20 protein-coding genes and 1 tRNA gene are annotated in these 23944 nt (G+C 47.1%); 9 read left to right on the top strand and 12 right to left on the bottom strand.

The genetic code is table 11. The annotated features are described in order from the left end of the window. Positions 1-56 precede the first annotated feature (56 nt). A complete protein-coding gene (locus tag B5Z18_RS28010) occupies positions 57-1379 on the top strand; it encodes a Gfo/Idh/MocA family protein (protein ID WP_079472859.1) in 1323 nt (440 codons plus the stop codon). Between the two features lie 49 nt (positions 1380-1428). Further along, a complete protein-coding gene (locus tag B5Z18_RS28005; RefSeq protein WP_079472858.1) occupies positions 1429-2166 on the top strand; it encodes a 3-keto-disaccharide hydrolase in 738 nt (245 codons plus the stop codon). A gap of 54 nt (positions 2167-2220) precedes the next feature. Here B5Z18_RS28005 and B5Z18_RS28000 read toward each other — a convergent pair whose 3' ends face one another. Beyond that, a complete protein-coding gene (locus B5Z18_RS28000; RefSeq protein ID WP_079472857.1) occupies positions 2221-2715 on the bottom strand; it encodes a GNAT family N-acetyltransferase in 495 nt (164 codons plus the stop codon). A gap of 472 nt (positions 2716-3187) precedes the next feature. Beyond that, positions 3188-3258 (bottom strand) — tRNA-Cys (locus tag B5Z18_RS27995). Between the two features lie 205 nt (positions 3259-3463). Between B5Z18_RS27995 and B5Z18_RS27990 the strand changes: the two genes are divergently transcribed. Beyond that, positions 3464-4342, top strand: a complete 879-nt coding sequence (locus tag B5Z18_RS27990) for a nucleoside phosphorylase (RefSeq protein WP_079472856.1) — start codon at positions 3464-3466, stop codon at positions 4340-4342. Between the two features lie 30 nt (positions 4343-4372). Continuing rightward, a complete protein-coding gene (gene dapF / locus B5Z18_RS27985) occupies positions 4373-5155 on the top strand; it encodes a diaminopimelate epimerase (RefSeq protein WP_079472855.1) in 783 nt (260 codons plus the stop codon). Positions 5156-5219: 64 nt separating this feature from the next. Here dapF and B5Z18_RS27980 read toward each other — a convergent pair whose 3' ends face one another. Then, positions 5220-6719, bottom strand: coding sequence for a polysaccharide biosynthesis C-terminal domain-containing protein (locus B5Z18_RS27980; protein ID WP_079472854.1), 1500 nt, complete (start codon positions 6717-6719; stop codon positions 5220-5222). Between the two features lie 89 nt (positions 6720-6808). On the opposite strand from B5Z18_RS27980, the gene B5Z18_RS27975 reads away from it, so the two are divergent. Both B5Z18_RS27975 and B5Z18_RS27970 read left to right on the top strand, forming a co-directional pair. Beyond that, positions 6809-7747, top strand: coding sequence for a magnesium transporter CorA family protein (locus B5Z18_RS27975; RefSeq protein WP_079472853.1), 939 nt, complete (start codon positions 6809-6811; stop codon positions 7745-7747). A gap of 18 nt (positions 7748-7765) precedes the next feature. Next, entirely contained in the window at positions 7766-8218 is a 453-nt protein-coding gene (locus B5Z18_RS27970) for an NUDIX domain-containing protein (RefSeq protein WP_079472852.1), read from the top strand. A gap of 42 nt (positions 8219-8260) precedes the next feature. Here the strand turns inward: B5Z18_RS27970 and B5Z18_RS27965 are convergent, their stop codons facing one another. Continuing rightward, the gene (locus tag B5Z18_RS27965; RefSeq protein WP_079472851.1) at positions 8261-9067 is read right to left on the bottom strand and encodes a queuosine precursor transporter; all 807 of its coding nucleotides are present in this window, start codon (positions 9065-9067) and stop codon (positions 8261-8263) included. Positions 9068-9410: 343 nt separating this feature from the next. On the opposite strand from B5Z18_RS27965, the gene B5Z18_RS27955 reads away from it, so the two are divergent. After that, a complete protein-coding gene (locus B5Z18_RS27955) occupies positions 9411-11942 on the top strand; it encodes a YfhO family protein (RefSeq protein ID WP_079472849.1) in 2532 nt (843 codons plus the stop codon). Positions 11943-12009: 67 nt separating this feature from the next. Here the strand turns inward: B5Z18_RS27955 and B5Z18_RS27950 are convergent, their stop codons facing one another. The 8 genes from B5Z18_RS27950 to B5Z18_RS27915 all read right to left on the bottom strand — a co-directional run bounded on the left by B5Z18_RS27950 (position 12010) and on the right by B5Z18_RS27915 (position 19135). Beyond that, positions 12010-12882: a glycosyltransferase family 2 protein gene (locus B5Z18_RS27950; RefSeq protein ID WP_079472848.1), complete on the bottom strand. Its 873-nt coding sequence runs from the start codon at positions 12880-12882 to the stop codon at positions 12010-12012. Between the two features lie 5 nt (positions 12883-12887). Continuing rightward, positions 12888-13604, bottom strand: a complete 717-nt coding sequence (locus tag B5Z18_RS27945) for a class I SAM-dependent methyltransferase (RefSeq protein WP_079472847.1) — start codon at positions 13602-13604, stop codon at positions 12888-12890. Positions 13605-13714: 110 nt separating this feature from the next. After that, on the bottom strand, positions 13715-14470 hold the full coding sequence (locus tag B5Z18_RS27940; RefSeq protein WP_079472846.1) for a glycosyltransferase family 2 protein: 756 nt from the start codon (positions 14468-14470) through the stop codon (positions 13715-13717). Between the two features lie 8 nt (positions 14471-14478). After that, the gene (locus B5Z18_RS27935) at positions 14479-15720 is read right to left on the bottom strand and encodes a glycosyltransferase (RefSeq protein WP_079472845.1); all 1242 of its coding nucleotides are present in this window, start codon (positions 15718-15720) and stop codon (positions 14479-14481) included. Positions 15721-15723: 3 nt separating this feature from the next. Next, positions 15724-16722 (bottom strand): polysaccharide deacetylase family protein, encoded by a 999-nt coding sequence (locus B5Z18_RS27930; RefSeq protein ID WP_079472844.1) that lies wholly within the window; start codon positions 16720-16722, stop codon positions 15724-15726. Between the two features lie 25 nt (positions 16723-16747). Further along, the gene (locus tag B5Z18_RS27925; RefSeq protein WP_079472843.1) at positions 16748-17440 is read right to left on the bottom strand and encodes a methyltransferase domain-containing protein; all 693 of its coding nucleotides are present in this window, start codon (positions 17438-17440) and stop codon (positions 16748-16750) included. Then, on the bottom strand, positions 17433-18371 hold the full coding sequence (locus B5Z18_RS27920; RefSeq protein ID WP_079472842.1) for a glycosyltransferase: 939 nt from the start codon (positions 18369-18371) through the stop codon (positions 17433-17435). Before B5Z18_RS27920 ends, B5Z18_RS27925 begins: the two co-directional genes overlap by 8 nt. A gap of 89 nt (positions 18372-18460) precedes the next feature. After that, complete coding sequence (locus B5Z18_RS27915) at positions 18461-19135, bottom strand: C40 family peptidase (protein ID WP_079472841.1); 675 nt, start codon at positions 19133-19135, stop codon at positions 18461-18463. Between the two features lie 157 nt (positions 19136-19292). Between B5Z18_RS27915 and dnaE the strand changes: the two genes are divergently transcribed. Together dnaE and trxA are read left to right on the top strand one after the other, a co-directional pair. Beyond that, positions 19293-22940 carry a DNA polymerase III subunit alpha gene (dnaE, locus tag B5Z18_RS27910; RefSeq protein WP_079472840.1) on the top strand — a complete coding sequence of 1216 codons (3648 nt, stop codon included), beginning with the start codon at positions 19293-19295 and terminating at the stop codon, positions 22938-22940. Positions 22941-23050: 110 nt separating this feature from the next. Then, positions 23051-23368, top strand: a complete 318-nt coding sequence (gene trxA, locus B5Z18_RS27905; protein WP_079472839.1) for a thioredoxin — start codon at positions 23051-23053, stop codon at positions 23366-23368. Positions 23369-23944: the final 576 nt, after the last annotated feature.

The raw sequence follows: 23944 nt of genomic DNA, 5'->3' as shown, positions 1-23944 counted from the left end.
TCCCTATTTTGTATTTTTAATTGTCATTTTAACAATTCCACAAAACGTTTTATTACATGAATAATTCCCGAAGAAACTTTATCAAATCTGCCTCCACGTTGATGGCCGGAGCAGGTCTGGTGTCTGCACTGCCCGCCGGGCTGCAGGCATTTCCATTGCGAACAGTAGCCGCCAGCGACCGGCTCAATGTAGCCGCCATCGGCATTAACGGCATGGGATGGGCAGACCTCACCTCCATGCTGAAAAACCCCGCTGCACAATGCGTTGCCCTCTGCGACGTGGACAAAAACGTGCTGGACAAACGGGTGGCCGAACTCGCGCAGAAAGGCATCAAAGTAAAAGCCTACAGCGACTACCGCAAGCTCCTGGAAGATAAAAACATCGATGCCGTTGTTATCGGTACACCCGACCACTGGCATTGTCTGCAAATGACAGATGCCTGCGCCGCCGGTAAAGATGTATACGTAGAAAAACCAATGGGCAACTCTATCATAGAATGCCGCTCAATGGTAGGCGCACAACAGAAATATAACCGCGCCGTACAGGTAGGTCAATGGCAACGCAGCCAAAAACACTTCAAAGATGCCATCGAATTTGTGCATTCCGGCAAACTGGGTAAGGTTCGCCTGGTAAAAGCCTGGGCCTATATGGGCTGGATGAAATCCATTCCCGTAAAACCAGACGGCACTCCACCTGCAGGCGTGGATTACAAAGCCTGGCTGGGGCCCGCCACCACACGGCCTTTTAACCCCAACCGCTTCCACTTCAACTTCCGCTGGTATTGGGATTATGCAGGCGGCTTAATGACCGACTGGGGCGTGCATCTCCTCGACTACGCCCTGCTGGGCATGAAATCCGGTGCACCCAAATCCATCATGGCCGCAGGCGGTAAATTCGCCTACCCCGATGATGCAGCCGAAACACCGGATACACTCACTACCGTTTATGAATTTGAAGACTATAACATTCAGTGGGAACAGGCCATAGGTATTGATGGTGGCCCTTACGGACGCGATCACGGTATTGCCTTCATTGGCAACAACGGTACGCTGGTGCTGGACCGCGGCGGTTGGGAAGTAATCCCCGAAAAAGGAAAAATGGAAGCCGTACCACGCCAAAAATCCGTTGATAACGGCCTCGACCTCCATACTACCAACTTTGTGGAAGTAATAAAATCCAGGAAACTGGACGACCTCCATGCTTCCGTACAGGTGGGCTCTCTCGTGGCCACTACCGCACAAATGGGTAATATCGCCTATCGCACCGGTAAAAAAGTGTACTGGGATCAGCAAACAGGTAAGTTCACCGACAGCGATGCCAACAAACTGTTAGCAGCAGAATACCATAACGGGTACCATCTGCCTAACGTTACCGCCTGAACGAAAACATAATTTAAATATCATCTACCCGAAAAAAAATAAAAGACACATGCGTACGTTACTGTTATCTGCCTGTACCCTGCTCGCCGTTAGCGCAGCAGCACAAAACAAAGAGCAGATGAAGCCTGAAGCCACGGAAGTATGGGAGCCGGTACCAAAAGTAATTACACCCGGCACAGAAACCCTTACGGCGCCGTCAGATGCCATCGTACTGTTTAATGGAAAGAACCTCGACAGCTGGGAATCAGAAAAAGGAGGCCCGGCCAAATGGGAAGTGAAAGACGATGCTATGACCGTTGTAAAAGGAGGTGGCGTTATCAAAACAAAGGAACAGTTTGAAGACTTCCAGCTGCACATCGAATGGCGCACTCCTGCTGAAGTAAAAGGCGAAAGCCAGGGCCGCGGCAACAGCGGTATCTTTATGCAGGAACAATACGAACTGCAGGTATTGGACAACTATAATAACCGTACCTACTCCAACGGGCAGGCCGGCAGCTTCTACAAACAAAAAATTCCATTGGTAAATGCCTGCAAAAAACCAGGCGAATGGCAAACCTATGATGTGATCTGGACCGCTCCCCGCTTTAATAGCGACGGTTCCCTGAAATCTCCTGCAAGAGCCACTGTACTGCAAAATGGCGTACTGGTGCAGAATAATGTGGAGTTGGAAGGTAAAACAGAATATATCGGCAAACCAACCTATGTAAAACACGGTGCTAAATCCATCGCACTGCAGGACCACGGAAATCCGGTAAGCTTCAGGAACATCTGGATAAGACCCCTGTAAGCCATCATCCTTTTATATGTTATGCAGCGGAGGAAATCCTCCGCTGCATTTTTTTTAAGTTAAACTGTCTTCTTCAATATTCAACGACAAATACACCGCGTCGCTGATCGGATTATCATAATACGCAGCTATCGGCTGAAATCCGAGTGAAGTGTACAAATCAATTGCAGGACGCATATGCGCTAATGTATCCAGCAGGATCCGCTTGTATCCAAGCTCGCGGCTCTCTGCAATAGCTGCACTGGCAAGGGCTTTCCCAACACCATGTCCTTTAAAGGCATCCTTTACAAAAAGACGCTTCATTTCTGCAGTAGCTGTACTGTCGTCAAACGACCGGATAGCTACACATCCGGCCAGCTGTCCATCTACCAATGCCAGGAACAATGCACCTGTTGGAGGCACATACACACCCGGCAGGTTTGCCAGCTCATCTTCAAATTGCTGAAAACTAAGATCTACATTTAGCCAATTGGCATATTCGCGAAAAAGCAGCTTCACCTGGTTCAGGTGCTTGGAATCTTCGGCGGTTACTTTAATAATCTCTGTCATAACCACTTCTTTTTAATGTATATAAAACGCAACAAGCCTTCTGCATGCAGAAGGCTTGTTGACCGGAAAATGATGGCAGCTCCATATTTTAATAGAAAATGCCGCCGATATCTTTATTATCAATTACACACGCTGTGTTTAGATAGCTATAGTAAATTATTGATAAATCTCTTGCCTTCTGATAACCTCACCTGCCTCTTGCGGGGTATGCAATATAATCTTTTGAGTTGATATTTCAGCATACTTTGCATTATTTCTTTTTTACCCCTGAAGCCAGCCAGCAGCGGGCATCTCCGCATCAAGTCCACCTATACGCCGTGGATGCTTCATAGATACCCCGGGAATACGCCGGGTATACCATATCCCAGCAATAGCACATAAATATGCCTCTCTGTTATTGCTAAAATCCATTAAAGTCTTACCGGAAATGAAAAAGCCGCGGTTTACGCGGCTTTAAGAAGAAGATATGTAGAGGTTCCGAGCGGATTCGAACCGCTGTACGAGGTTTTGCAGACCTCTGCCTAGCCACTCGGCCACGGAACCATCAGTTTCAAAATGTTCGCCGTAAGTCCCCCACTGGCGTACATCTCATTCGTTTTGTGGGATTGCAAAAGTAGTGAATTTCTAACAACCACCAAATATTATTTAAAAAATATCTGAAAAAATATTTTGATAATATAGCAGAACAAAGGAATATTGAGGCAGGAAAACAGGAAATGTTGATTTGTGAAAAATAAAAATTAGTACAATGGATAATCGTATTGCAGCATCAGAACTGATCATCAACAACCGCGGAGCCATATATCATCTCGACGTAAGACCGGATGAACTGGCTCATACCATCATCACCGTAGGCGATCCTGACCGTGTCGGTGAAGTAAGCAAACACTTTGATAAAATAGAAGGTAAATATCAGCACCGTGAATTTGTAACGCATACCGGCTATATCGGCAACAAACGACTCTCCGTAGTTTCTACCGGCATCGGCACCGATAATATCGATATCGTACTCAATGAACTGGATGCACTCGTAAATATAGATTTTGAAACACGCCAGGTAAAACCAACACTCACTTCCCTGCAAATCATCCGCCTCGGCACTTCCGGCGCGCTGCAGGAAAACATACCGGTGGATAGTTTCGTGGTATCGTCGCACGGGCTTGGCCTCGACAACCTCATGAACTATTATGTGTTTGAAAATACCAGCGCAGAGAAGCAATTGTTAGAGTCGTTCCGCGGACAGGTATTCCTCCAGCCCGGCGGCGCCAATCCTTGTCTCTTTGAAGCATCCGCAAAACTACAGGAACATTTCACGGATGGTTTTCATACAGGCATCACCGTTACCTGCCCGGGTTTTTATGCACCGCAGGGCCGCGTACTCCGGGGAGCCCTGTCTAATCCAGACCTGATCGATAAGCTCACCAGCTTCAACTACGAACACCACCGCATCACCAACTTTGAAATGGAAACTTCCGGCATCTACGGCATGGGCCGCGTACTGGGGCACGAATGCCTTTCCATAAGCGCCATCGTTGCCAACCGTATCCGCCAGGAATTCAGCAAAGACGGCGGCGCAGCAGTGGCAGCAATGATTGAAAAAGGACTGGGGATCATCGCCGCTATTTAACAACGGCATTAATTTTTTATCTTTGTACCCATGCATAATATTCATTTCTATAAATATCAGGGAACCGGCAATGATTTTATCATCATGGACAACCGGGAAGGGCAATACGACTGGCTTACAGACGAACAGGTGAATGAACTCTGCGACCGCCGCTTCGGCATCGGCGCCGATGGCTTAATGCTGCTCAACAAAAGTGAAGACTACGACTTTGCCATGAAATATTACAACGCAGATGGCCGCGAAGGCACCATGTGCGGTAACGGCGGCAGATGCCTCGTGGCCTTTGCCAATAAAATGGGCGTTGGCGACGGCAACCTCTACTTCATTGCTGTCGACGGAGAACATGAAGCTACCATTGATGGCAGCAACTGGGTAAACCTGAAAATGCAGAATGTGGATGATGTGGAACATGGCCCCCTCTACTACTACCTCAATACCGGCTCCCCGCATTTTGTAAAATTTGTGGAAGATGTACAGGCAGTAGATGTGTTTAACGAAGGCCGTGGCATCCGCTACAACGACCGCTTCGCAGCGGAAGGCACCAACGTGAACTTTGTACAGAAATTTGAAAGCGGCATATTTGTACGGACCTACGAAAGAGGTGTGGAAGATGAAACCTACTCCTGTGGCACCGGCGTAACCGCCGCTGCACTCACTTTCGCAGGCGCCGAAGAAAAGGAATACATAGTGCCGGTACAAACTTTAGGCGGACAACTGGAAGTACGCTTCACCAAAACCGGTGAACGGACCTTTGAAAATATCTGGCTCTGTGGTCCGGCTACGCTGGTGTTTGAAGGCGAGATTGCTAAATAATTAAAACTATAAATAAGAAAGCCGCTCAATTACTTGGGCGGCTTTCTTATTTATATCCGTAACCTTATTTTCTTCTGAACACCTTGTTGCCCGCCTTACGTAACGTAGCCGCAACAGTATGATTAATATCTTCCGATACCTGCATCAGCAATATGGCGCCACCAAACAACACGAGGAACAACAGTCCGTGTACTACAATACTGATAAAAGGATTACCCAGGGGCGGAAGCAGGCTGCTGATATAGTAAATCGCCACACTGGCCACTACTGCCTTCAGCGTATTAATAGAAAACGGCTGCAGTCCGAAACGCTTCCGGATAAACAATAAGCGGATACCGTTAAACACAAACTGCGAGATCATCATGGAATAACCCGATCCCACCATACCATACTTCTTTATCAGGAAATAATTCAGTGGAATAGACAATATCACCAGCACCGTGGCCGAAGTAAGATCAAACCGCCAGAAACGGGAAGTAGCCAGTAACTGCTGATTCACCCCGGTGCCCATGTCAATGATCTTGGCAACACCCATAAAAAATACCAGGTACTTAGCCGAAGAATACGCATGCGGCATGATCCGGTATATATCATCAATGTTGAGCCATATCTCCCAGAAAATAAAAAGCGCAGCTACCAGCTGTAAAATCGACGACTTCTTATAAATTTCATCAATCTTAGCCATGTTCTTATCCTTCCACGACTGGGCAATAATAGGTGTGGCAATAGAAGAAATACTCCTTTGCGGCACCTGTATCAGCTGGGCCATGTAAGTGGCAATGGTCATATACGCCGCCTCATCCAATCCGCTGATGCTCGCAATAATCAACGCCCCTATGTTCTGCGACAGGAGGTTAAAAATAGTAGCCGACGTAAGGGAAAACGCATAGATCATCATCCGCTTATACAGCCGGGATGTAACACTGCTCACCCTTATGGAGAAATACAACAGGTCCTTGCGCCAGAGATAAAAGAGCAACAGCACCAGCGCAATGATATACAGGAGGCTGAAAAGCCACATGAAAACAATGAAACTGATCAGCTTGAATACATACAGGCCAATAATAGCCGAAGTCATAATCCTGATCAGCAGCTCCTTCAGAAAGTTGGGCGCCACCGTTTCATGCCGCGACCAGCTATAGCTTTCAAATACCGAAAACAATACAATCCCCGTCACAAAAGGATACAGGAAATAGAAGTATTCTATAAGCAGGGGCGATTTCGTTACATATTTCCTGACAATCAGATCCTTAAACACCACCGTCCCCACAAAAAACAACGCCAGCCCTATCAGGGTGGCAATTACCACCCAACCCATCAGGTCATTTTTCTTCTCCGGCAAATGATAGGCATAGTAAGGATAAAACCGGTTGATCATCAAACCCGTGCTGAACGTGCAAAACGGTACTACAATCACCCCTATATCCCCTATGATCCGGGTTAACCCGAATTGATCCCCGCTGAAAAATACCGGAAACAGTAATAACGTATTGATCCCGCCTATCGCAAAGCCCAAATAAATCAACACCGACGACCGCAGACTCTGATGTTTTACAACTCCCATTTATATATAAAATATTTTAACTGTTTCCTGTTGCACAATATTACATCAAATGAAAACAGGATTCAACATTTTAACTACCTTTGCGCCCGATGATCCAGTATTTTACAAATATAGATTCCAAAACTGTAGAAATACACCAGCCGGAAAACGGTGCCTGGGTAAATATTACCCCCCCGCTTAAACAGGCCGAATTTGAACAGTTATCCGAGGAACTCGATATTCCCCTGGACTTCCTCACGGATTCCCTCGATATTGACGAAAAAGCCAGGTTTGAGCTGGAAGACAATGTAAAGCTCATTGTTCTGAAAACGCCGACCGAAAATAATTCGATCAACGAAAGCGAAGCCTATTACATCACCATCCCCATCGTAATTATCCTGACCCACCACCAGATCATTACGGTGAACTCCTTCGACAATACCGCCATCAAAAAGTTCCTGAATACTTTTCATAACCGGTCTCCCGAAAAAAGGAACATGATGGTCCTGAAAATATTTGAGAAAGTGGTCATCAATTTCCTCGATTACCTGAAGGAAATTAACCAGCGCAGGAACATGCTGGAGGCTAAATTATACGATTCCAACCGGAACGAGGAACTGCTGGGTATTATGCGTATCCAGAAAAGCCTGGTGTATTTTGTAACCGCCCTGCGCAGTAATGAGCTGCTGCTCATGAAGCTGGAACGGACCAATTTCCTGGGACTGAATGAAGATGAAAAAGAATTCCTGCAGGATCTGATTGTAGATACTTCCCAGGCGCTGGAAATGGCCAACGTATATACGAACATCCTCAGCAGTACAATGGATGCCTTTGCCAGCATCATCTCCAACAACCTCAACGTGGTGATGAAGCGGCTTACCTCCATTACCATTATCCTTACATTTCCCATGCTGGTGGCCAGTATCTATGGCATGAACGTGGATATCCCCTACCAGCATACCCTTCACGCCTTCTATATACCGGTTATTTTGTCGATCGCTATTTCGGTAGTCATCAGCTGGTATTTTATGAAGAAGAAGTGGTTTTAGCCCTTTTTAAATAAGCATATGCAAACAGGATTTAACGTAAGAGTATACGGCATCATGATCAACGATCAGAAGCAGGTGCTGGTAAGCGATGAGTATATCCGTGGGGGTTATTATACCAAATTCCCCGGCGGCGGCCTGGAGTTCGGGGAAGGCACCCTGGAGTGCATCGTCCGCGAATGGCAGGAAGAACTGGGCCAGGATGTAAAAGTGGTAGAACATATCTATACCACCGACTTCTTCCAGATCTCGGCTTTCGATAACGTTACACAGATCATTTCTATTTATTACCTCGTAACGCCGCTGTCGCCGTTCACGGCATCGGTAAGCACTACACCATTCGACTTTACCATACCGGAAGGCGTGGAAGAAGTGGAACGCGCCCGCTGGATCAGCTGGGACGAGTTTTCATCAAGCGCCGTAACCCTGCCCATCGATAAAGTAGTGGCAGACATGGTAAAAGCAAAATATTAAAAAAGAAAGGGGCTGTTTAATCAAACAGCCCCTTTCTTTTTATCAGTTGTTGGTAACAGGTTCTTCAAACGGTTGCTCCTTCCCCATTGCCGCCGCCTTCATCTGCCTGGCGGTGTCATGCCCCAGGTAACGCTCTATCCGGTGCTCTATAAAATAGATCAGCGGTGTAAGCGCCACCGCCACCACAAACTTATAGCTGTAGTTCACCAGGCATATAGCCAGTACCCGCTGCCAACTCCAGTCGTTCCCCAGCTTAAAGGCAATGTACAATACAATAAAGCTGTCTACCAGCTGCGATACAATGGTGGAACCGGTTGCCCTCAGCCATACATGCTTTTCGCCGGTACGCTTTTTAATTTTATGGAACACGGTCACATCCACGATCTGGCTCACCAGGAAAGCGGTTAAGCTACCCAGGATGATCCACATACCCTGACCAAAAATGCTGGTAAAGGCATTCTGCATATCGGGGATACCGGCATCGGCACGGCTGCCCTTCCACCAGCCGTCGGCGGGCACGCTCATGGCTACCCAAAACATAATAAACGCATAGGAGATCAACCCCACGGCGATATAAGAAATACGGCGCACCGCCTTCGGGCCAAAGTATTCATTCACAATATCCGTCATCACAAATTCCAGCGGCCATAGCAACACCCCTGCCGTTAAGGTATACGCCAATCCACTTTCGCCGAACAGGGTGAAGGTGTGCACAGGCAATCCCAGTAACTTCTCCAGGGAAAATAGTTTACCGCCAATACATTCTGCAATCAGCGCATTCGCCACAAAGAAGCTGGTAAATATCACGAACAGTTTGGTGGGCTTATCGTTTAACAGATTTCTGAGCATTAGTAATTAACTATAAGTTGAAATATAAGGATAGCAATATTGAACAAATATAACCAGGGCGGTAATGTTTTCCATTGTATTTTTTTTAACAATAATAACACACCCGTCAGCACACATAAAAGGGCATTCAACGGAAAAGCAATGCCTACACCCAATACCAGTATATGATTCACCACGTTATCAAAAGAATGGTCATAAGCTGTAATGCGCAGGATTTCACTGATTATAAAGCACAGATTGCATATAAATGCAAATTTTAAGAGAAACCGGATCCAGCGCATATTGAAATTTCGGATAAATTACAGTTATTTTTGTTTCTTTAAAACTAAATCCAAAATATCCGATGAAGCAAAACTGGCTAAAAGCCATTCTTCCACATGTTGCAGCAATAGGGCTTTTCCTCCTGCTGGCATTTGTGTATTGCGCTCCTGTCCTTGAAGGCAAGGTGGTGAATCAGAGCGACATGAAGAATGTAAAAGGAATGGCGAAAGAGGCAAAGGACTTTTATGAAGCAACCGGCGAACGTCCGTTATGGACCAACAGTATGTTTGCAGGGATGCCCTCCTACGTGATATATACAGGTCCGGGTGCCAATAAAATAGCGTACATGAATAGAATTGTGACGCTGTATACGCCGGATCCTGTTAATATGCTGTTCCTGGCCATGATATCCATGTACCTGCTCCTCTGTATACTGGATTTTAAATACTGGATCAGGGTAATGGGAGCCATCGCTTTTGCTTTCTGCTCCTATAATGTGATCCTCATCGATGTGGGGCACGTTACCAAGATGTACGACATCGCCCTGATGCCCGCTGTACTCGCAGGTATTGTGCTCACCTACCGCGGCCGCCTGATCACCGGCGCGGCGTTAACAGCCCTGGCCACTGCCATGCTGATCTACAATAACCACCTGCAAATTATCTACTACACACTGATCATGGTGCTTTGCCTGGCCGTGTGTGCATTTATACATTTTTTCCGGGAGAAACAACTGCTCCAGTTTTTCAAAGCTTCGGCCTTACTGGCCGTGGCCGGCGTTTTGGCCGTACTCACTTCTATGGACAGTCTCATGATCCTGCGTGAATACACTGATTACACCATGCGTGGCAGCAAATCGGAGCTCACCCTGGATAAAGACGACGTAAACCAGAAGAAGTCTACCGGCCTGGATATCGATTACGCATACGACTGGAGCTATGGTAAAGCAGAATCGGGTACGCTCCTCATCCCTGGCTACGTGGGGAACTCCTCCGGCCAGAAGTTGAAGGTAAGTTCCAACTTTGGTCAGCAAATGATCAGTCTTGGTGCGGCTGAACCACAGGTAGAACAGTTCCTGAGCCAGCAGAAATTACCACTCTATTACGGCGCCCAGTCGAAAGGTACTTCCGGCCCTGTATATGTAGGCGCTATCATCTGCTTCCTTTTCGTATTGTCGTTACTGTTAGTGAAGAGCTGGCATAAGTGGTGGCTGATCGCCATAACGGTGATCGGCTTTATCCTCGCATGGGGTAAAAACCTGGCGTTCATCAATGATCCGCTATTCTACTATTTGCCACTGTATAATAAATTCCGCGCACCGGCGCAGGCGCTGGTATTGCCGTCACTCACCTTTGTGGTGCTGGCCTGCTGGGGCTTACAGGAAATTGCCAATGGCAAACATACCACCAAAGAACTGCTGAAAAAACTGAAAGAATCGGCGCTGATCACCGGCGCATGCCTTCTCGGCTTTATCCTCATCAGCTACTTCTTTGTAGGCTTTAAATCCGCCAGCGACGATAACATGCTGCAATATTTCGCCCAAATGATGGGTGGCGAGGAAAACGGAAAACTGCTTATCCGCGCCCTCGAGAAAGACCGCGCCAGCCTGTTGCTGACAGATGCTTTCCGCTCTGCATTCTTCGTCCTCGTGGCTGCCGGCGCTATCTGGGCTTTCCTGGTAAACAAAATGAAATGGCAGGTATCGGCTATCATCATCACCGCAGCCGTTACCATCGATCTGTGGCAGGTAGATAAGAACTACCTCGGCAGCGAAAGCTTCGTAGATGATATGAGCTACATGCAAGACCTGCAGCCCTCTGCCGCTGATCAACAGATCAAACAGGACCCGGACCCATACTATCGTGTATTCAATCTTACCACCTCTCCGTTTGATGATGCCTCTCCTTCTTACTTCCACAAAAATATCGGTGGTTACAGCCCCGCTAAATTGTGGATCTACCAGGATCTCATCTCCCATCAGATCGCCAAAAACAATATGCATGTGCTGAACATGCTCAACACGAAATACTTTATCGTACCCGATCAGAAAACAGGGCAGCCGGTGGCGCAACGCAACCCGGATGCCTATGGTAATGCATGGTTTGTACGTGACATCGTATGGGCGCCCGATGCCAATACAGAGATGAAAACACTGGATGCGCTGAATACCCGCGACTCCGCCGTGATCGACAAACGGTTTGAAAAACAACTGGGCAGCTTCAAGCCAGGCGCCGATAGTACCGCCGCCATCAAACTCACCAAATACGGCCTGAATAAACTGGAATACACTTCCCGCAACAGCCAGGAAGGTTTCGGCGTATTCTCTGAAATATATTACCCTGCCGGCTGGAACGCATTTATCGATGGCAAACCCACTGATATTATCCGTACCGACTATGCACTGCGCGGACTGAAAATACCCGCCGGAGAACATAAGATAGAAATGAAATTTGAGCCGCAAACATTCCTGAAAGGACTGAAAATAGCCAATATCACTTCTGTACTCCTGCTCTTGCTGGTAGCAGCTTCCCTCGTGTTCGAGGTGATCAGGCAAAGCAAAACAGGTGTTGCTCCGGAACCGGCGGCTCCGCAAAAACCTGCCGCTAAAAAATAAGCATTATAATATAAAAGAAGAAGGGCGGAGAATCATCTCCGCCCTTCTTCTTTTATATAATATTTTGTTATTGTTCGCTTCTGCCTTTTTTTACTACCGGGTAAAGGGATATCAAACCGGTATAAGTGCGGATGATTTTCCACGCATTGCCCCATTTCAGCTTCGCCAATGCCAGCAGGAACGGCTTTCCCAGGTCTTTCAGCGCTTTCAGATAAGCGATAAAGAGGTTTCTTCTTCGTATATCCATTAAGGTAACCAAGCCGTACACCTTGTAATGTTTAATGATCATCTCCTCAGTTTCCTTACGGGCGTGGCGGTCGTGGCAAATGGTTACTGCCGGGCAAACACCTATCCTGAACCCGTAGTAAAGTACCCGCTGCGCCAAATTATTATCTTCTCCATAATGAAAAAATACCGGGTGAAACAATCCTGCTTTTTCCAGACAGGCTTTACTCATCATCCAGGCGGCGGCATTTACAAATTCCACGGGGTATATGTCCTTTACCGGTTCTCCGGGTGCAGGTTGACTTGCACTGTAGTACTGTGCAAACCCTGCATCCATACCACTATAGTCGCCACTCAGATGCACCGGGCTTACAATCCCATACTCGGGGTGTTGCTCCATTACATTGATCAACACGGCAATGGTGTTCTCTTCTGTCCAGGCATCCTGGTTCAGCAGGAAAACATAATCCGCCCCCTGCTGCAACGCCTGTTTAATAGCCATATTATTGGCCTGTCCAAATCCCAGGTTCCTGCCTGAACGGATCAATGTTACTTCCGGGTAATCCGCTTCCAGCATAGGAATGGTGGCATCCGTTGAGCCATTATCCACTACGATCGTTTGCACCGGATAACTGCCCGACCGTAAACTGCCAAAGCATTGATGTATCCACTTCGCTCCGTTATAGGTGACAATAACAACAAATACCTTTTTCATTCCGGCTATTTTCTGTATTTCTCCTGCAGGAATTCAAAGAAGTAATGGGAAGGTTTTAAGTTAATCAGTTCATACCGGTTCTTTTCAAGATCGGCATAACTCATGGCTTCAATGGCCGGTATGCTTACATCCAGTACACTTTCCGGAGTGCCTTTGGTAATAACGCCGATGCCCCAGTCGCTGTCGATGGTAAACACCTGCAAATCCTTACGGGTGCGCAGCATGGCAATCGACTTCCACACATCTCCGGTCCAGGCGCCGGTCCAGTCGGGAATTTCCCCTCTTTCAGCCTTTGCCAGCACTTCCTGTTGTGAAGCGCCTACCGGCGATTCGCAGGCTGCATTGGGAGGATTCACATCATGTACCACAATAAAACCACCGTCGTTCAGGTATTCCAGGCAGTTAACGATATCCTGGTAACATTGCTTGTAAGTATGTAAACCATCTACAAATGCTACATCAATACCATCCCGGCGAAGCATCTCTTTCTGATCTGCAAAAAACTGGTCGCTGGTTACCTGGAAGTATTTGGCGTTGCCCGGTCTCAGCTTTGTGCGTAACCAGGCCCTGAAGGAAAACCTGAATTCAGGATCTACAGCAATTTTTGCTTTTACCGGCGCATTCAGTGAAAAGAACACATACCCGGTATCTACTCCTATTTCAACGTAAACTTTGGCCTTTGTTCTCTGCAACAAAGATTTAATGACAGCAATGCGATTCATTATAATGGTTTAATTTTTTAAATCATTCACTTTCCGCAGAAAGACGACCGTCACAAGATAGACATCATTTTCAATATACGATATCCGTTGCGGTTCATTTTACGGAACAATCAGTACTTTTTGCGAACCAGGTACCTGCCTGCAATAAACAGGTGATTTACCAGGTTGGCCAGCTTACCGTAATAGTGGTTCAATATCCGGTAACGCTCCTTCCACGCCAGCTGCTGGTGCTGCTTGGACGTGCCTCCCACCCTGAACCTCGCCACTACCAGGTGCGTGTTACATATCTTCCGCGATGCCTTCAATGTACGGATCATCCAGTCAATATCTGCGCAAACCCGGTACTGCAAATCGTATAACGGACTCAAACTGCGGCGGATCACATATGCCTGGTGCGATACCACCATGCCGTGTTTCAGGCTTTTCCAGGTCAGCTGCTCCGGTACCTGGTGCGGTGTTTGTTCAGATCTCAACCCAATGTCCTGCCCGTTCTCATCCATAAACATGGCTTCTCCGTAATACACATCGGCATCTTCACAGGTGGCGAACATGTTGCTGACCACATCGGGCGATGCCAGTACATCATCTGCATTGAGAAACAACAGGTATCCGCCTGTAGCAAGTTGCATGCCTTTATTCATGGCATCGTACAAACCATTGTCTTTTTCAGAGATCACCGTGGCAATACGGGAGCGGTATTTTTCGATCACTCCCATTGTATTATCGCGTGAAGCGCCGTCCACAATGATGTATTCAATGTGCGGGTAAGTTTGCGCCAGCACACTCTGGATGGTATTCTCAATAAATTTCTCGGCATTAAAACATACCGTAATAATGCTTAATACCGGCGAAGATGCTTTGTTCATGTATCTGATTATTGCGGGTTCCTGACCACTGATTGAAACAGGTGATAGTACTGTCCGGCTACTACTTTCATTCCAAAATGCTGTTCTGTAAATGTTCTGGCCGCTTTGCCAAACTGCCGGCAGGTATCCGGATGATTCAGCAAGTGCAGCGTTTTTGCGGCAAACTCCTGCTGGTTGCCGGGTGCAACCACATACCCCGTTACGCCGTCCTGCACTATTTCCCGGCATCCGCCTACATCAAAGGTAATACAGGCCGTTTCGCAACTACCGGCTTCTATCAGCACATTGGGCAGGTTATCCGCCTTGGTGGGATAGAAAAAAATATCGCTGGCACTGTAGCATTGCATCATTTTCCCGGTTTCCTTCACATAACCGGTATACACACATTCCAGGTGTTTAAATGTTCCGGGCAACTGATCTTTACCTATCATCAGCAGGTATACTTTCCGGTCCAGCTGTGCATCCAGCAGGTGTAAAATATGCAGCAGTTCTGCGCCGCCTTTAAACTCGCTGTTAAACAACCGCTCGGACACAAAAGTGATCACAGATGCATCTGCCGGAAGGCCCAGTGCCTGGCGGGAAGCAGCTCTATCCTGCGGCCGGAAATAATCAGTATCGATAGGATTGGGAATATGATACAACGGTTTGTTCCTGGTAAGCGGACTTTCAGCGGTCATATCGTACAACCACCGCGAAGGCGAAACAATATGCAGATCACTGCCTGCATACAGCTTTTGTTTTCTCTTTATGAGATAATTGCCGGTAGGCAATCCCATAGCAGGGGCACGTTTGTGTTCCCCTTTGCCGGCCAGGCCGCTTTTCCAGGAAGTGTCGCCGAAGGTATGCGCCGCGTTGCCCGTGATGGCCCACATATCATGCAGGGTCCACACAATAGGCGCTATAGCGGATAAGCGCGGTAACAGGGTGGCGTCAAAATATCCGCCGTGAATATTATGCAGGCTGATCACATCAGGCTGATAAGCCTGTGCATGCCGCATGATGGCAGAAGTGGAAAAAGGAAAATATAAATATTGTAGTCCTGCCCGGTTACTCAGTACATTGAGCCCTCTTTCAATAACATTCCGCACCGCACCCGGACGGGTAGCAGTAGCACGGGAAGAAGCGGTGTGGGTGCCTACCAGGAAATCATTGACGGTATGATAATACTCCGCCAGCCCGGCTGCGATCCTTTGCGCCGCTATGGCAGCGCCGCCGCTGTTCTCATATTTATTGATAAAAAGTACTTTCACCGGCTAGTATTTAAAGAACTGTTGCATTTGTTTACGGAATACATCCGGTGGCCAGTTGCGCACCAGGATGCGGGGCAGTGCATACGGATTGCTCCAGCTGTGTACCTGTCCGTGATAGTTGGCGCATACCATCTGCAAACCCAAAGCCTTACAGGCTTTGATACTGTCTGCGTTGTAATAGCGTTTGGTGCCCAGGAACTTCCTGCCGCCAAAAGGATAGGAAAAATGTACCTGTGGAGTGCCCAGTACGCCTTCCAGGATTTCTTTGGACATCCCTATTTCGGTATACTGTTCTTCATAGCTCAGCATGCCCACTGCCGGGTGACGGTGGGTATGGCAGCCAATGGCAGCATAGGAGGCATCGCCCATCGCTTTTACTTCTTCCCAGGTCATTAGCCTGTGGGAAGGGCGACCGGTAGCGGTTTTGCCGGACCATTCATACAACTGCTGCATGGCCAATTCAATTTCCGCAGGCTTACAGAAACGTAGCACCTGTTGCAGCGCGTAGTATGTTTCGCGTATAGCCGCAAGCGTATCTGTGGTGTATTGCGCCGGCTGCCCGTTGATGGTGATCTGTAAAACAGGCGGCAGGTTACCGGGTGTGAGCAGCACTCTTTCGAGATCGTCCCACCACAATTCGTAGGCAGTATTGATTTTAGAGGTAGTGATATAAAACAGGGCAGGCACCTGGTGCTTCGTCAGTAAAGGCAATGCCTCCAGGTAGTTGTCTGCATAGCCATCGTCGAACGTCACAAATACGGAACGTTCCGGGAAGGCTTTTTTGTTTTTAACATGATAGAGGAACCGTTCGGCATCCAGCATATTGTAATCGGTGGCCAGGTGCGCCAGGTGTGAGCTGAAGTGTTCCGGCGTAACAGAGAGGTCCTGTGGGTCCTGCTGCAGGGTGGTGACCCGGTGGTACAATAAAATAACCGCCGGCTGTTGCACTTTGTTGGCCACATAGTGCATCACTGAAAATATTTTTTTACTCAGGTCTCCCATCAGATAATAGTACAGTTTTTAATCGTTACGCTTTCTTTGCCCTCACCGCAATGATAATAGGATATACCGGATCGCGGTAGTCCAGTTCTTCCGGTAATAATTCTTCTGCGGTAATTCCCTGGAGGATAGCCGTACAGGTGAGTACATTGCCGTAAGAAATGATTTCGATATTGTCTTTACCAAAAATTTCGCCGAAAACTTTCGCGGCCGATTGTATGGTGAACCGCCAGTAGTCGCCCCAGCGTTGTTCGTCGTATACGGAGATCTGTGTAGCGCCCGCCAGTGTGGCCAGTAATACGCCTCCCGGCTTCAGCAGGTGATGCGCTCCTTCAATAGCGGTTTTAAAATCGTAGATGAAATTAAATGTTTGCGTACAAATGAAGCAGTCGATATAGTTGGCCGGCAGCGATGCTTTGTTGGTCAGGTCGCCGATGATGGTCACGTCTTTACCTGGCTGCACATGCAGTACTTCATAGCTGCTCACATTGGTACCAAACTGCTTTGAATAACTGCTTTCGGCTATTTCCAGTACCTGCCCGTGAATATCGGCACGGTGGGCGCTGAGAAAAGAGGTAATGTAGTGCCGGTCTACCGGGGTACCACGATTGTAGCCAAAGCCGGTGGCAAGCGGTTGCAATCTTCTTAAATTATCCCAGGAAACAGGAGATATTACTTCCCGTTTCATCTTTTTGAATATCTTCCTGATTACTTTAAGCATGGCCGGTTATTTTTCTCCAGTATTTTTTAAGCCTGTTTTTAATTTTCGCAGGTATCGTCATACCGGCATTCGCCCGCAGGAATTTTGCAAACACTTTTTCCATCGGCAAATTATTCTTTACGGGAATGTCATCTACCGCGATGGGATGCTGATAAATGTCTGTATACAGCCAATCCTCTTCCTTGTAGTGATGCGTAGCCGAGGCCACGTTGCCATCATGCCTTACCAGTGATTTTACCGGGTATAACGTAAGCATGTCGTGCAGGTAGGCGGTGGCTCTCCATCGGATAGCCCACGAGCTTACTTTCCCGTGCTTATGCTGGTGCAGCATCCGGAAGAAAGGATAAGCTCCCCAGAAATCAAACGCTGCTTTCAAACCCTGTTCTTTTATTTTGGCAATTACCACATCGGTGTCCCGCTCAAACTTATTCCATGCCCGCTGCCAGGTACCCCAACCCAAACTACCCGGATCATGCACCAGGAAAGTAGAGGCGTTGTAATCTGCCGGCATCTTAAACGGATACAGATATCCATGCACCGACATTACCTTTTCGTTGTGCTCATATTTTGTGAGCCCATCGTTCATATATTTCAGGAAGAAGGGAGATACCGTAAGATCATCTTCCAATACAATTATTTTCCCATGCCTGCCAATCACCTCTGTTACCCCGTCGATCACGGAGGTAGCCAGTCCTTTGTTCTTTGTCGCTTCTAAAATAATCACTTCCTTACACCACTGCCGGCTATGCACGATGTCGCGCACCTGTTTGATCAGCTGCCGTTGTTCTTCGGAAGCGCCTTCTTTTGCGCCATCGCAATAAACATACAAGGTGCTCTCCCCTGCTTCCCTGTTTTCACTCAGATGCTGTAAAGTGCTCAGGGTCAGCTCTGGCCGGTTGTATACAAATAATACGATGGGAGCAAATTCCATGATATGAAAAAGTACTGCGCAGCGCAGTTGTTAGGTTAAAACGGTAAAAATCGTATAAAATTAACAATAAAACAAATGTGTAGAAGTGGCTATAGTCTTCCTCCGCCGGCAAAATAACGCTTCCAGTAAGGCTCTTTCAGATCACTGATCATGACGCCGGCACTGGTAGATGCATGTACGAATTTATCATTCTCCAGGTAGATACCTACATGGGAAATACGTTTATGATGGATCCTGAAAAATACCAGGTCGCCTTCATGGAGGTCATGCGGCTTTAATCTTTTCACCTGTGAATACAGGTCGGTGGAGTTCCCGGAAAGGCCCAGCTGAAACACCGTGTTCATCAGGGTATTCACAAACCCCGAACAATCGATGCCGTCTCTCGTTTTGCCGCCAAGCCGGTAAGGTGTGCCGTACCAGTCGTCAATAAAACTGTAGAGCTTCTGGTTCAGTACTTCTTCCACAGCCACATCCAGTAACTGTGCATATTTAAATTGCCAGCTCTGTGCATTTTCCAGATTGGCACTGCCCCTGGTAATGTTTTTACTGATGCTTACATCTTTGCTGTTATAGTGAGAAGTACTATTACGGGAGGTACGGCTGGTAGCGATACCATCTATAAATTCAATACGGTTGTTGTTGGCAGTGGCTGGTGTGGTGGCAGGTTTCTTATTAGCGGTACCTTTCTTTAATGAAGCGCAGGAACTGAGCGATAATGCACATATCGATAACTTCACAAGTAGATGTCCCTTTACTCTGATCATAAGCTCTGGCTAAATTTTCGCTAAAATACAAATATATAGGGATTTACAACTGCGATTAATATGATTTATATGACAGACAGAAATACAATCAACTAAATCATTAATCACAGTTGATTTTTTATCCCTACTTTTGTCGCTTGACGAAACAGATTAGCAGATGAATTTTTCCCACTTACACGTTCACACCCAATACTCTTTACTGGATGGGGCAGCCGACATTAAATCGCTGTATAAAAAGGCGATGGCTTCCAATCAGCCCGCACTGGCGATTACAGATCATGGTAATATGTTTGGCGCATTTCAGTTTGTGGCAGAAGCATACAACAATAAATTAAATCCGGGCGATCCGAAAGATAAAAGACTAAAAGTAAAGCCCATCGTAGGATGCGAATTCTATGTAGTGGAAAACCGCCACAAGAGAGCTTTTACAAGGGAAGAAAAAGATGTACGTTATCACCAGGTGTTACTGGCAAAAGATGATGAAGGTTACCGCAACCTCATCAAACTTTGCTCCCTGGGCTATATGGAAGGACTGTACGGTAAGTATCCCCGTATCGATAAAGAACTCGTATTACAATATCACAAAGGGCTCATCGCCACCACCTGCTGCCTCGGCGCCTCTGTACCCAGGATCATCCTGCGCAAAGGCGAAGAAGAAGGTGAAAAAGAATTCCGCTGGTGGCTGGATATTTTCGGAGAAGATTTTTATGTAGAATTACAACGCCACGGTATTCCGGAACAGGAACAGGTAAACGCAGTACTGCTCCGCTTTGCAGAGAAGTATAATGTAAAGGTGATCGCATCCAACGACTCCCACTATGTAGACCAGGCCGATGCCAACGCGCACGACATCCTTCTTTGTATTAACACCGGTGAAAAGAAAAGCACCCCTACCAATAAAGATTTTTCTGACGACGATAGTGGTGGTGGCGGAAAGAACAGGCGTTTCGCTTTTTATAACGACCAGTTCTATTTCAAGACAACGGAAGAAATGAGCAAACTGTTTCATGATCTTCCGCAGGCCATCGATAATACCAACGAAATTGTAGATAAAGTACAGCTGCTGGATCTTAAAAGAGATATCCTGCTGCCCAACTTCCCTATTCCGAAAGAATTTATTACCCAGGACCAGTACCTGCGCCATATCACCTATGAAGGCGCCCGTACCCGGTATATGGAAATGACCGCCGATATTGAAGAACGTATCAACTTTGAACTGCAGGTAATCGAAAACATGGGTTTTGCCGGTTACTTCCTCATTGTGGCCGACTTCATCAAGGCGGGCCGTGAACTGGGCGTATTTATTGGTCCGGGTCGTGGATCGGCCGCCGGATCGGCCGTAGCCTACTGTATTGGTATCACCAATATAGACCCCATCAAGTACAACCTCCTGTTTGAGCGTTTCCTTAACCCGGAACGTAAGAGCATGCCCGATATTGATACGGACTTCGATGATGAAGGCCGTCAGAAAGTAATTGATTACGTTGTACAGAAATATGGCCGCAACCAGGTAGCACAGATCATTACCTACGGTACAATGGCCGCCAAAATGAGTATCAAGGACGTGGCCCGCGTAATGGACCTCCCCCTGATAGAATCCAATATCCTCGCTAAAATGGTTCCGGATAAACCCGGTATCCAGCTGGATCGTATCTTCAACGCTCCCCTCGAAGGTGAAAAGAGCCTCGCCGATAAGGAAGGTCTTGCCGGTGAAGACATTGAGAACGTGAAAAAGCTGCGGGAACTCATCAAAGGCACCGACCTCCAGGCAGAAGTACTCCGCGAAGCCTGTGTACTCGAAGGCTCCGTGCGTAACACCGGTATCCATGCGGCAGGTATCATCATTGCCCCGCAGGACCTGTACGACCTGATCCCCGTATCTACTGCAAAAGATTCCGACCTGCTGGTAACCCAGTTTGAAGGAAGCATCATTGAATCTGCCGGCGTAATCAAGATGGACTTCCTGGGGCTGAAAACCCTTACCATCATCAAAGGTGCGCTGGAACTGATCCGCCAGAACCACGGCATCTCCATCGAAATAGATAATATCCCGCTGGACGACGCCAAAACATATGACCTCTACCAGAAAGGTGAAACCAACGCTACGTTCCAGTTCGAGTCGCCCGGTATGCAGAAATACCTGCGCGAGCTGAAACCCGATAGGTTCGATGACCTCATCGCCATGAACGCCCTGTACCGCCCGGGACCACTGGAGTACATTCCTTCCTTTATCCGCCGTAAACACGGACTGGAACCGGTGCAATACGATATCGCCGAAATGGAGGAATACCTCAACGATACCTACGGTATCACGGTATACCAGGAACAGGTGATGTTGCTGAGCCAGAAACTGGCAGGCTTCTCCAAAGGTGACGCGGACGTACTGCGTAAAGCAATGGGTAAAAAGCAGATCGCGGTACTGAATAAAATGAAGGCGCAGTTTATGGAAGGTTGCGCCAAAAATGGCCACGATCCAAAGGTTTGCGAAAAAGTATGGACCGACTGGGAAGCGTTTGCCTCCTACGCGTTCAACAAATCCCACTCCACCTGCTATGCTTTCGTGGCCTATCAAACGGCCTACCTGAAAGCCCACTACCCTTCCGAATACATGGCCGCCGTACTGAACTGCGCCAGCAATATTGAAAAGATCACCTTCTTCATGGAAGAATCCAAACGCATGGGCATCGACGTATTGCCGCCCGATGTGAATGAATCTTTCAAAGGTTTCGCTGTAAATAAACAGGGCCAGGTACGCTTCGGTCTTGGTGGCCTGAAAGGCGTAGGTGAAGCCGCCATCGAAAACCTGCTGGAAGAACGTAAAAAGGATGGTCCTTTCAAAAATATCTTCGACTTTATCAAACGCGTTAATCAACGCGCTGTAAATAAAAAATCACTGGAAGCCCTGGTAATGTCGGGCGCTTTCGACAGCTTCCCTGAACTGCACCGTGCGCAGTATTTCCACAAACCGGAAGGCGAACAGCTCACCGGCCTGGATAAGATTGTGAAATTCGGGCAGCAGGTAACAGCAGGCTCTTCCAACATGGGCAGCCTCTTCGGCGCCGACGACCTCCCCGATGTGGAGCCGCCAAAGATCCCGGCCTGCGACGCCTGGCCGCTGATCATGAAGCTCAACAACGAAAGGGATATCACCGGTATCTACATTTCCGGCCATCCCCTGGATGACTACCGCTTTGAAATGAAGCATTACCACATGAATTCCGTGCAGGAACTGGTGGAATATCAGACCGAAATAGCCCAGCCGGGCGGCAACGGTGGCCGCTCCCGGGAACGCAATTTCCGCCTGGCGGTATATATCACCAACGCCCAGGAGAGGATTTCCCGCAATAACCGCCAGTTTGGCGTGATGACCATAGAAGATTACACCGGTAAGTTTGAATTTGCCCTGTGGAGTGAAGATTTCATCCGCTTTGCCCCCTACCTGAAACCGGGCCTTTGCCTGTTTATCAACGGCGGCTTCAAATCCAAACGGTTTAATGACAATGAATATGAGTTCAAAGTAAGCAGCATCCAGCTGTTACAGGAAGTAAAGAAAACCCACACCAAGCAGGTATACCTGAACACGATGCCCAAGTTCATCAAAAAGGAGATGGTAGACTTCCTGGTAGACAATGTAAACCGCTTCCCGGGCAACAGCGTACTGCATGTACACCTGACCGACCGCGACGATCAAACCCAGGCAAAACTGCATACTTTTAACCGGAATATAGAGATGAATGACGAGTTGGCGGGTTTCCTTCACAAACAGCCGGATATCGATGTGTATATAGAGATAATCAATAAGTAAGATGTCAAAAATGCAGTAATTTGCACTCGGATCAAGATTTGATCATAGTATAACATAATCATAAAAATCAAAACAATCGTTAAAATAAAAACATTTTAAAATCAAAGAATATGGCTTTAGAAATCACTGATGCGAACTTTGAAACGGAAGTTCTGAATTCCGATAAATTAACTGTTATTGACTTCTGGGCAGAATGGTGTGGCCCTTGTCGCGCTATCGGTCCGGTAATCGAAGAACTGTCTAAAGATTACGCAGGTAAAGTAAATATCGGAAAGGTTAACGTGGATCAGAATCCTCAGTTGTCTGTAAACTACGGTATCACCAGTATCCCTGCTATCCTTTTCGTAAAAGGTGGTCAGGTTGTAGACAAACAGGTAGGTGCTGTGCCTAAATCCGTACTGGATAAAAAAATACAGGCCAATATGTAATTTTTATAAAAACTGAGTTTTGAAAGCGTTCCGGTTTGATCCGGAGCGCTTTTTTTTTTGCAGGTATCTATCACCTGAAATTGTCCTGGAGCAGGATTAAATTGATTACACTGATTTAGCTGATTTGATTATGTGTTGATTTTTATGGATTTTATAAAAGATAGAAGCGGATTTTGTTTATCTTTATAATGTGTCTAAAGCATTGATATCCAGTTTCTTTCTCTGATGAAACCTATCTAACGAATGTCTTGAAACCCCTTATAGCGTATTGATACACAACACATTACCGATCAAGTCCACGTCATCTCCACATCAAAGGCAGGTATAAAGCACGTCAAAGGCATGTGTAAAGCATCTCAAAAGTATATGCAAAGTATGTGCTATCTACTGTTCATATCATCCATAAATACCCCATCTCCCAAAGAAAAAAATCCTCCTGATCAGCGTAATCAGCGGGAAAGACAAAATCCACTTCTATCTTTTATAAAATCCATAAAAATCAACACATAATCAAATCAGCTAAATCAGTATAATCAATTTAATCCTGCTCCAGGACAATTTCATCGCCGAAGGCGA

Source organism: Chitinophaga ginsengisegetis (assembly GCF_900168065.1).
In the GTDB taxonomy this organism is placed as follows: Bacteria; Bacteroidota; Bacteroidia; order Chitinophagales; family Chitinophagaceae; genus Chitinophaga; species Chitinophaga ginsengisegetis.
Note: the sequence above shows the minus strand (reverse complement) of the source record. Positions and strands in the feature narration are given on the sequence as shown.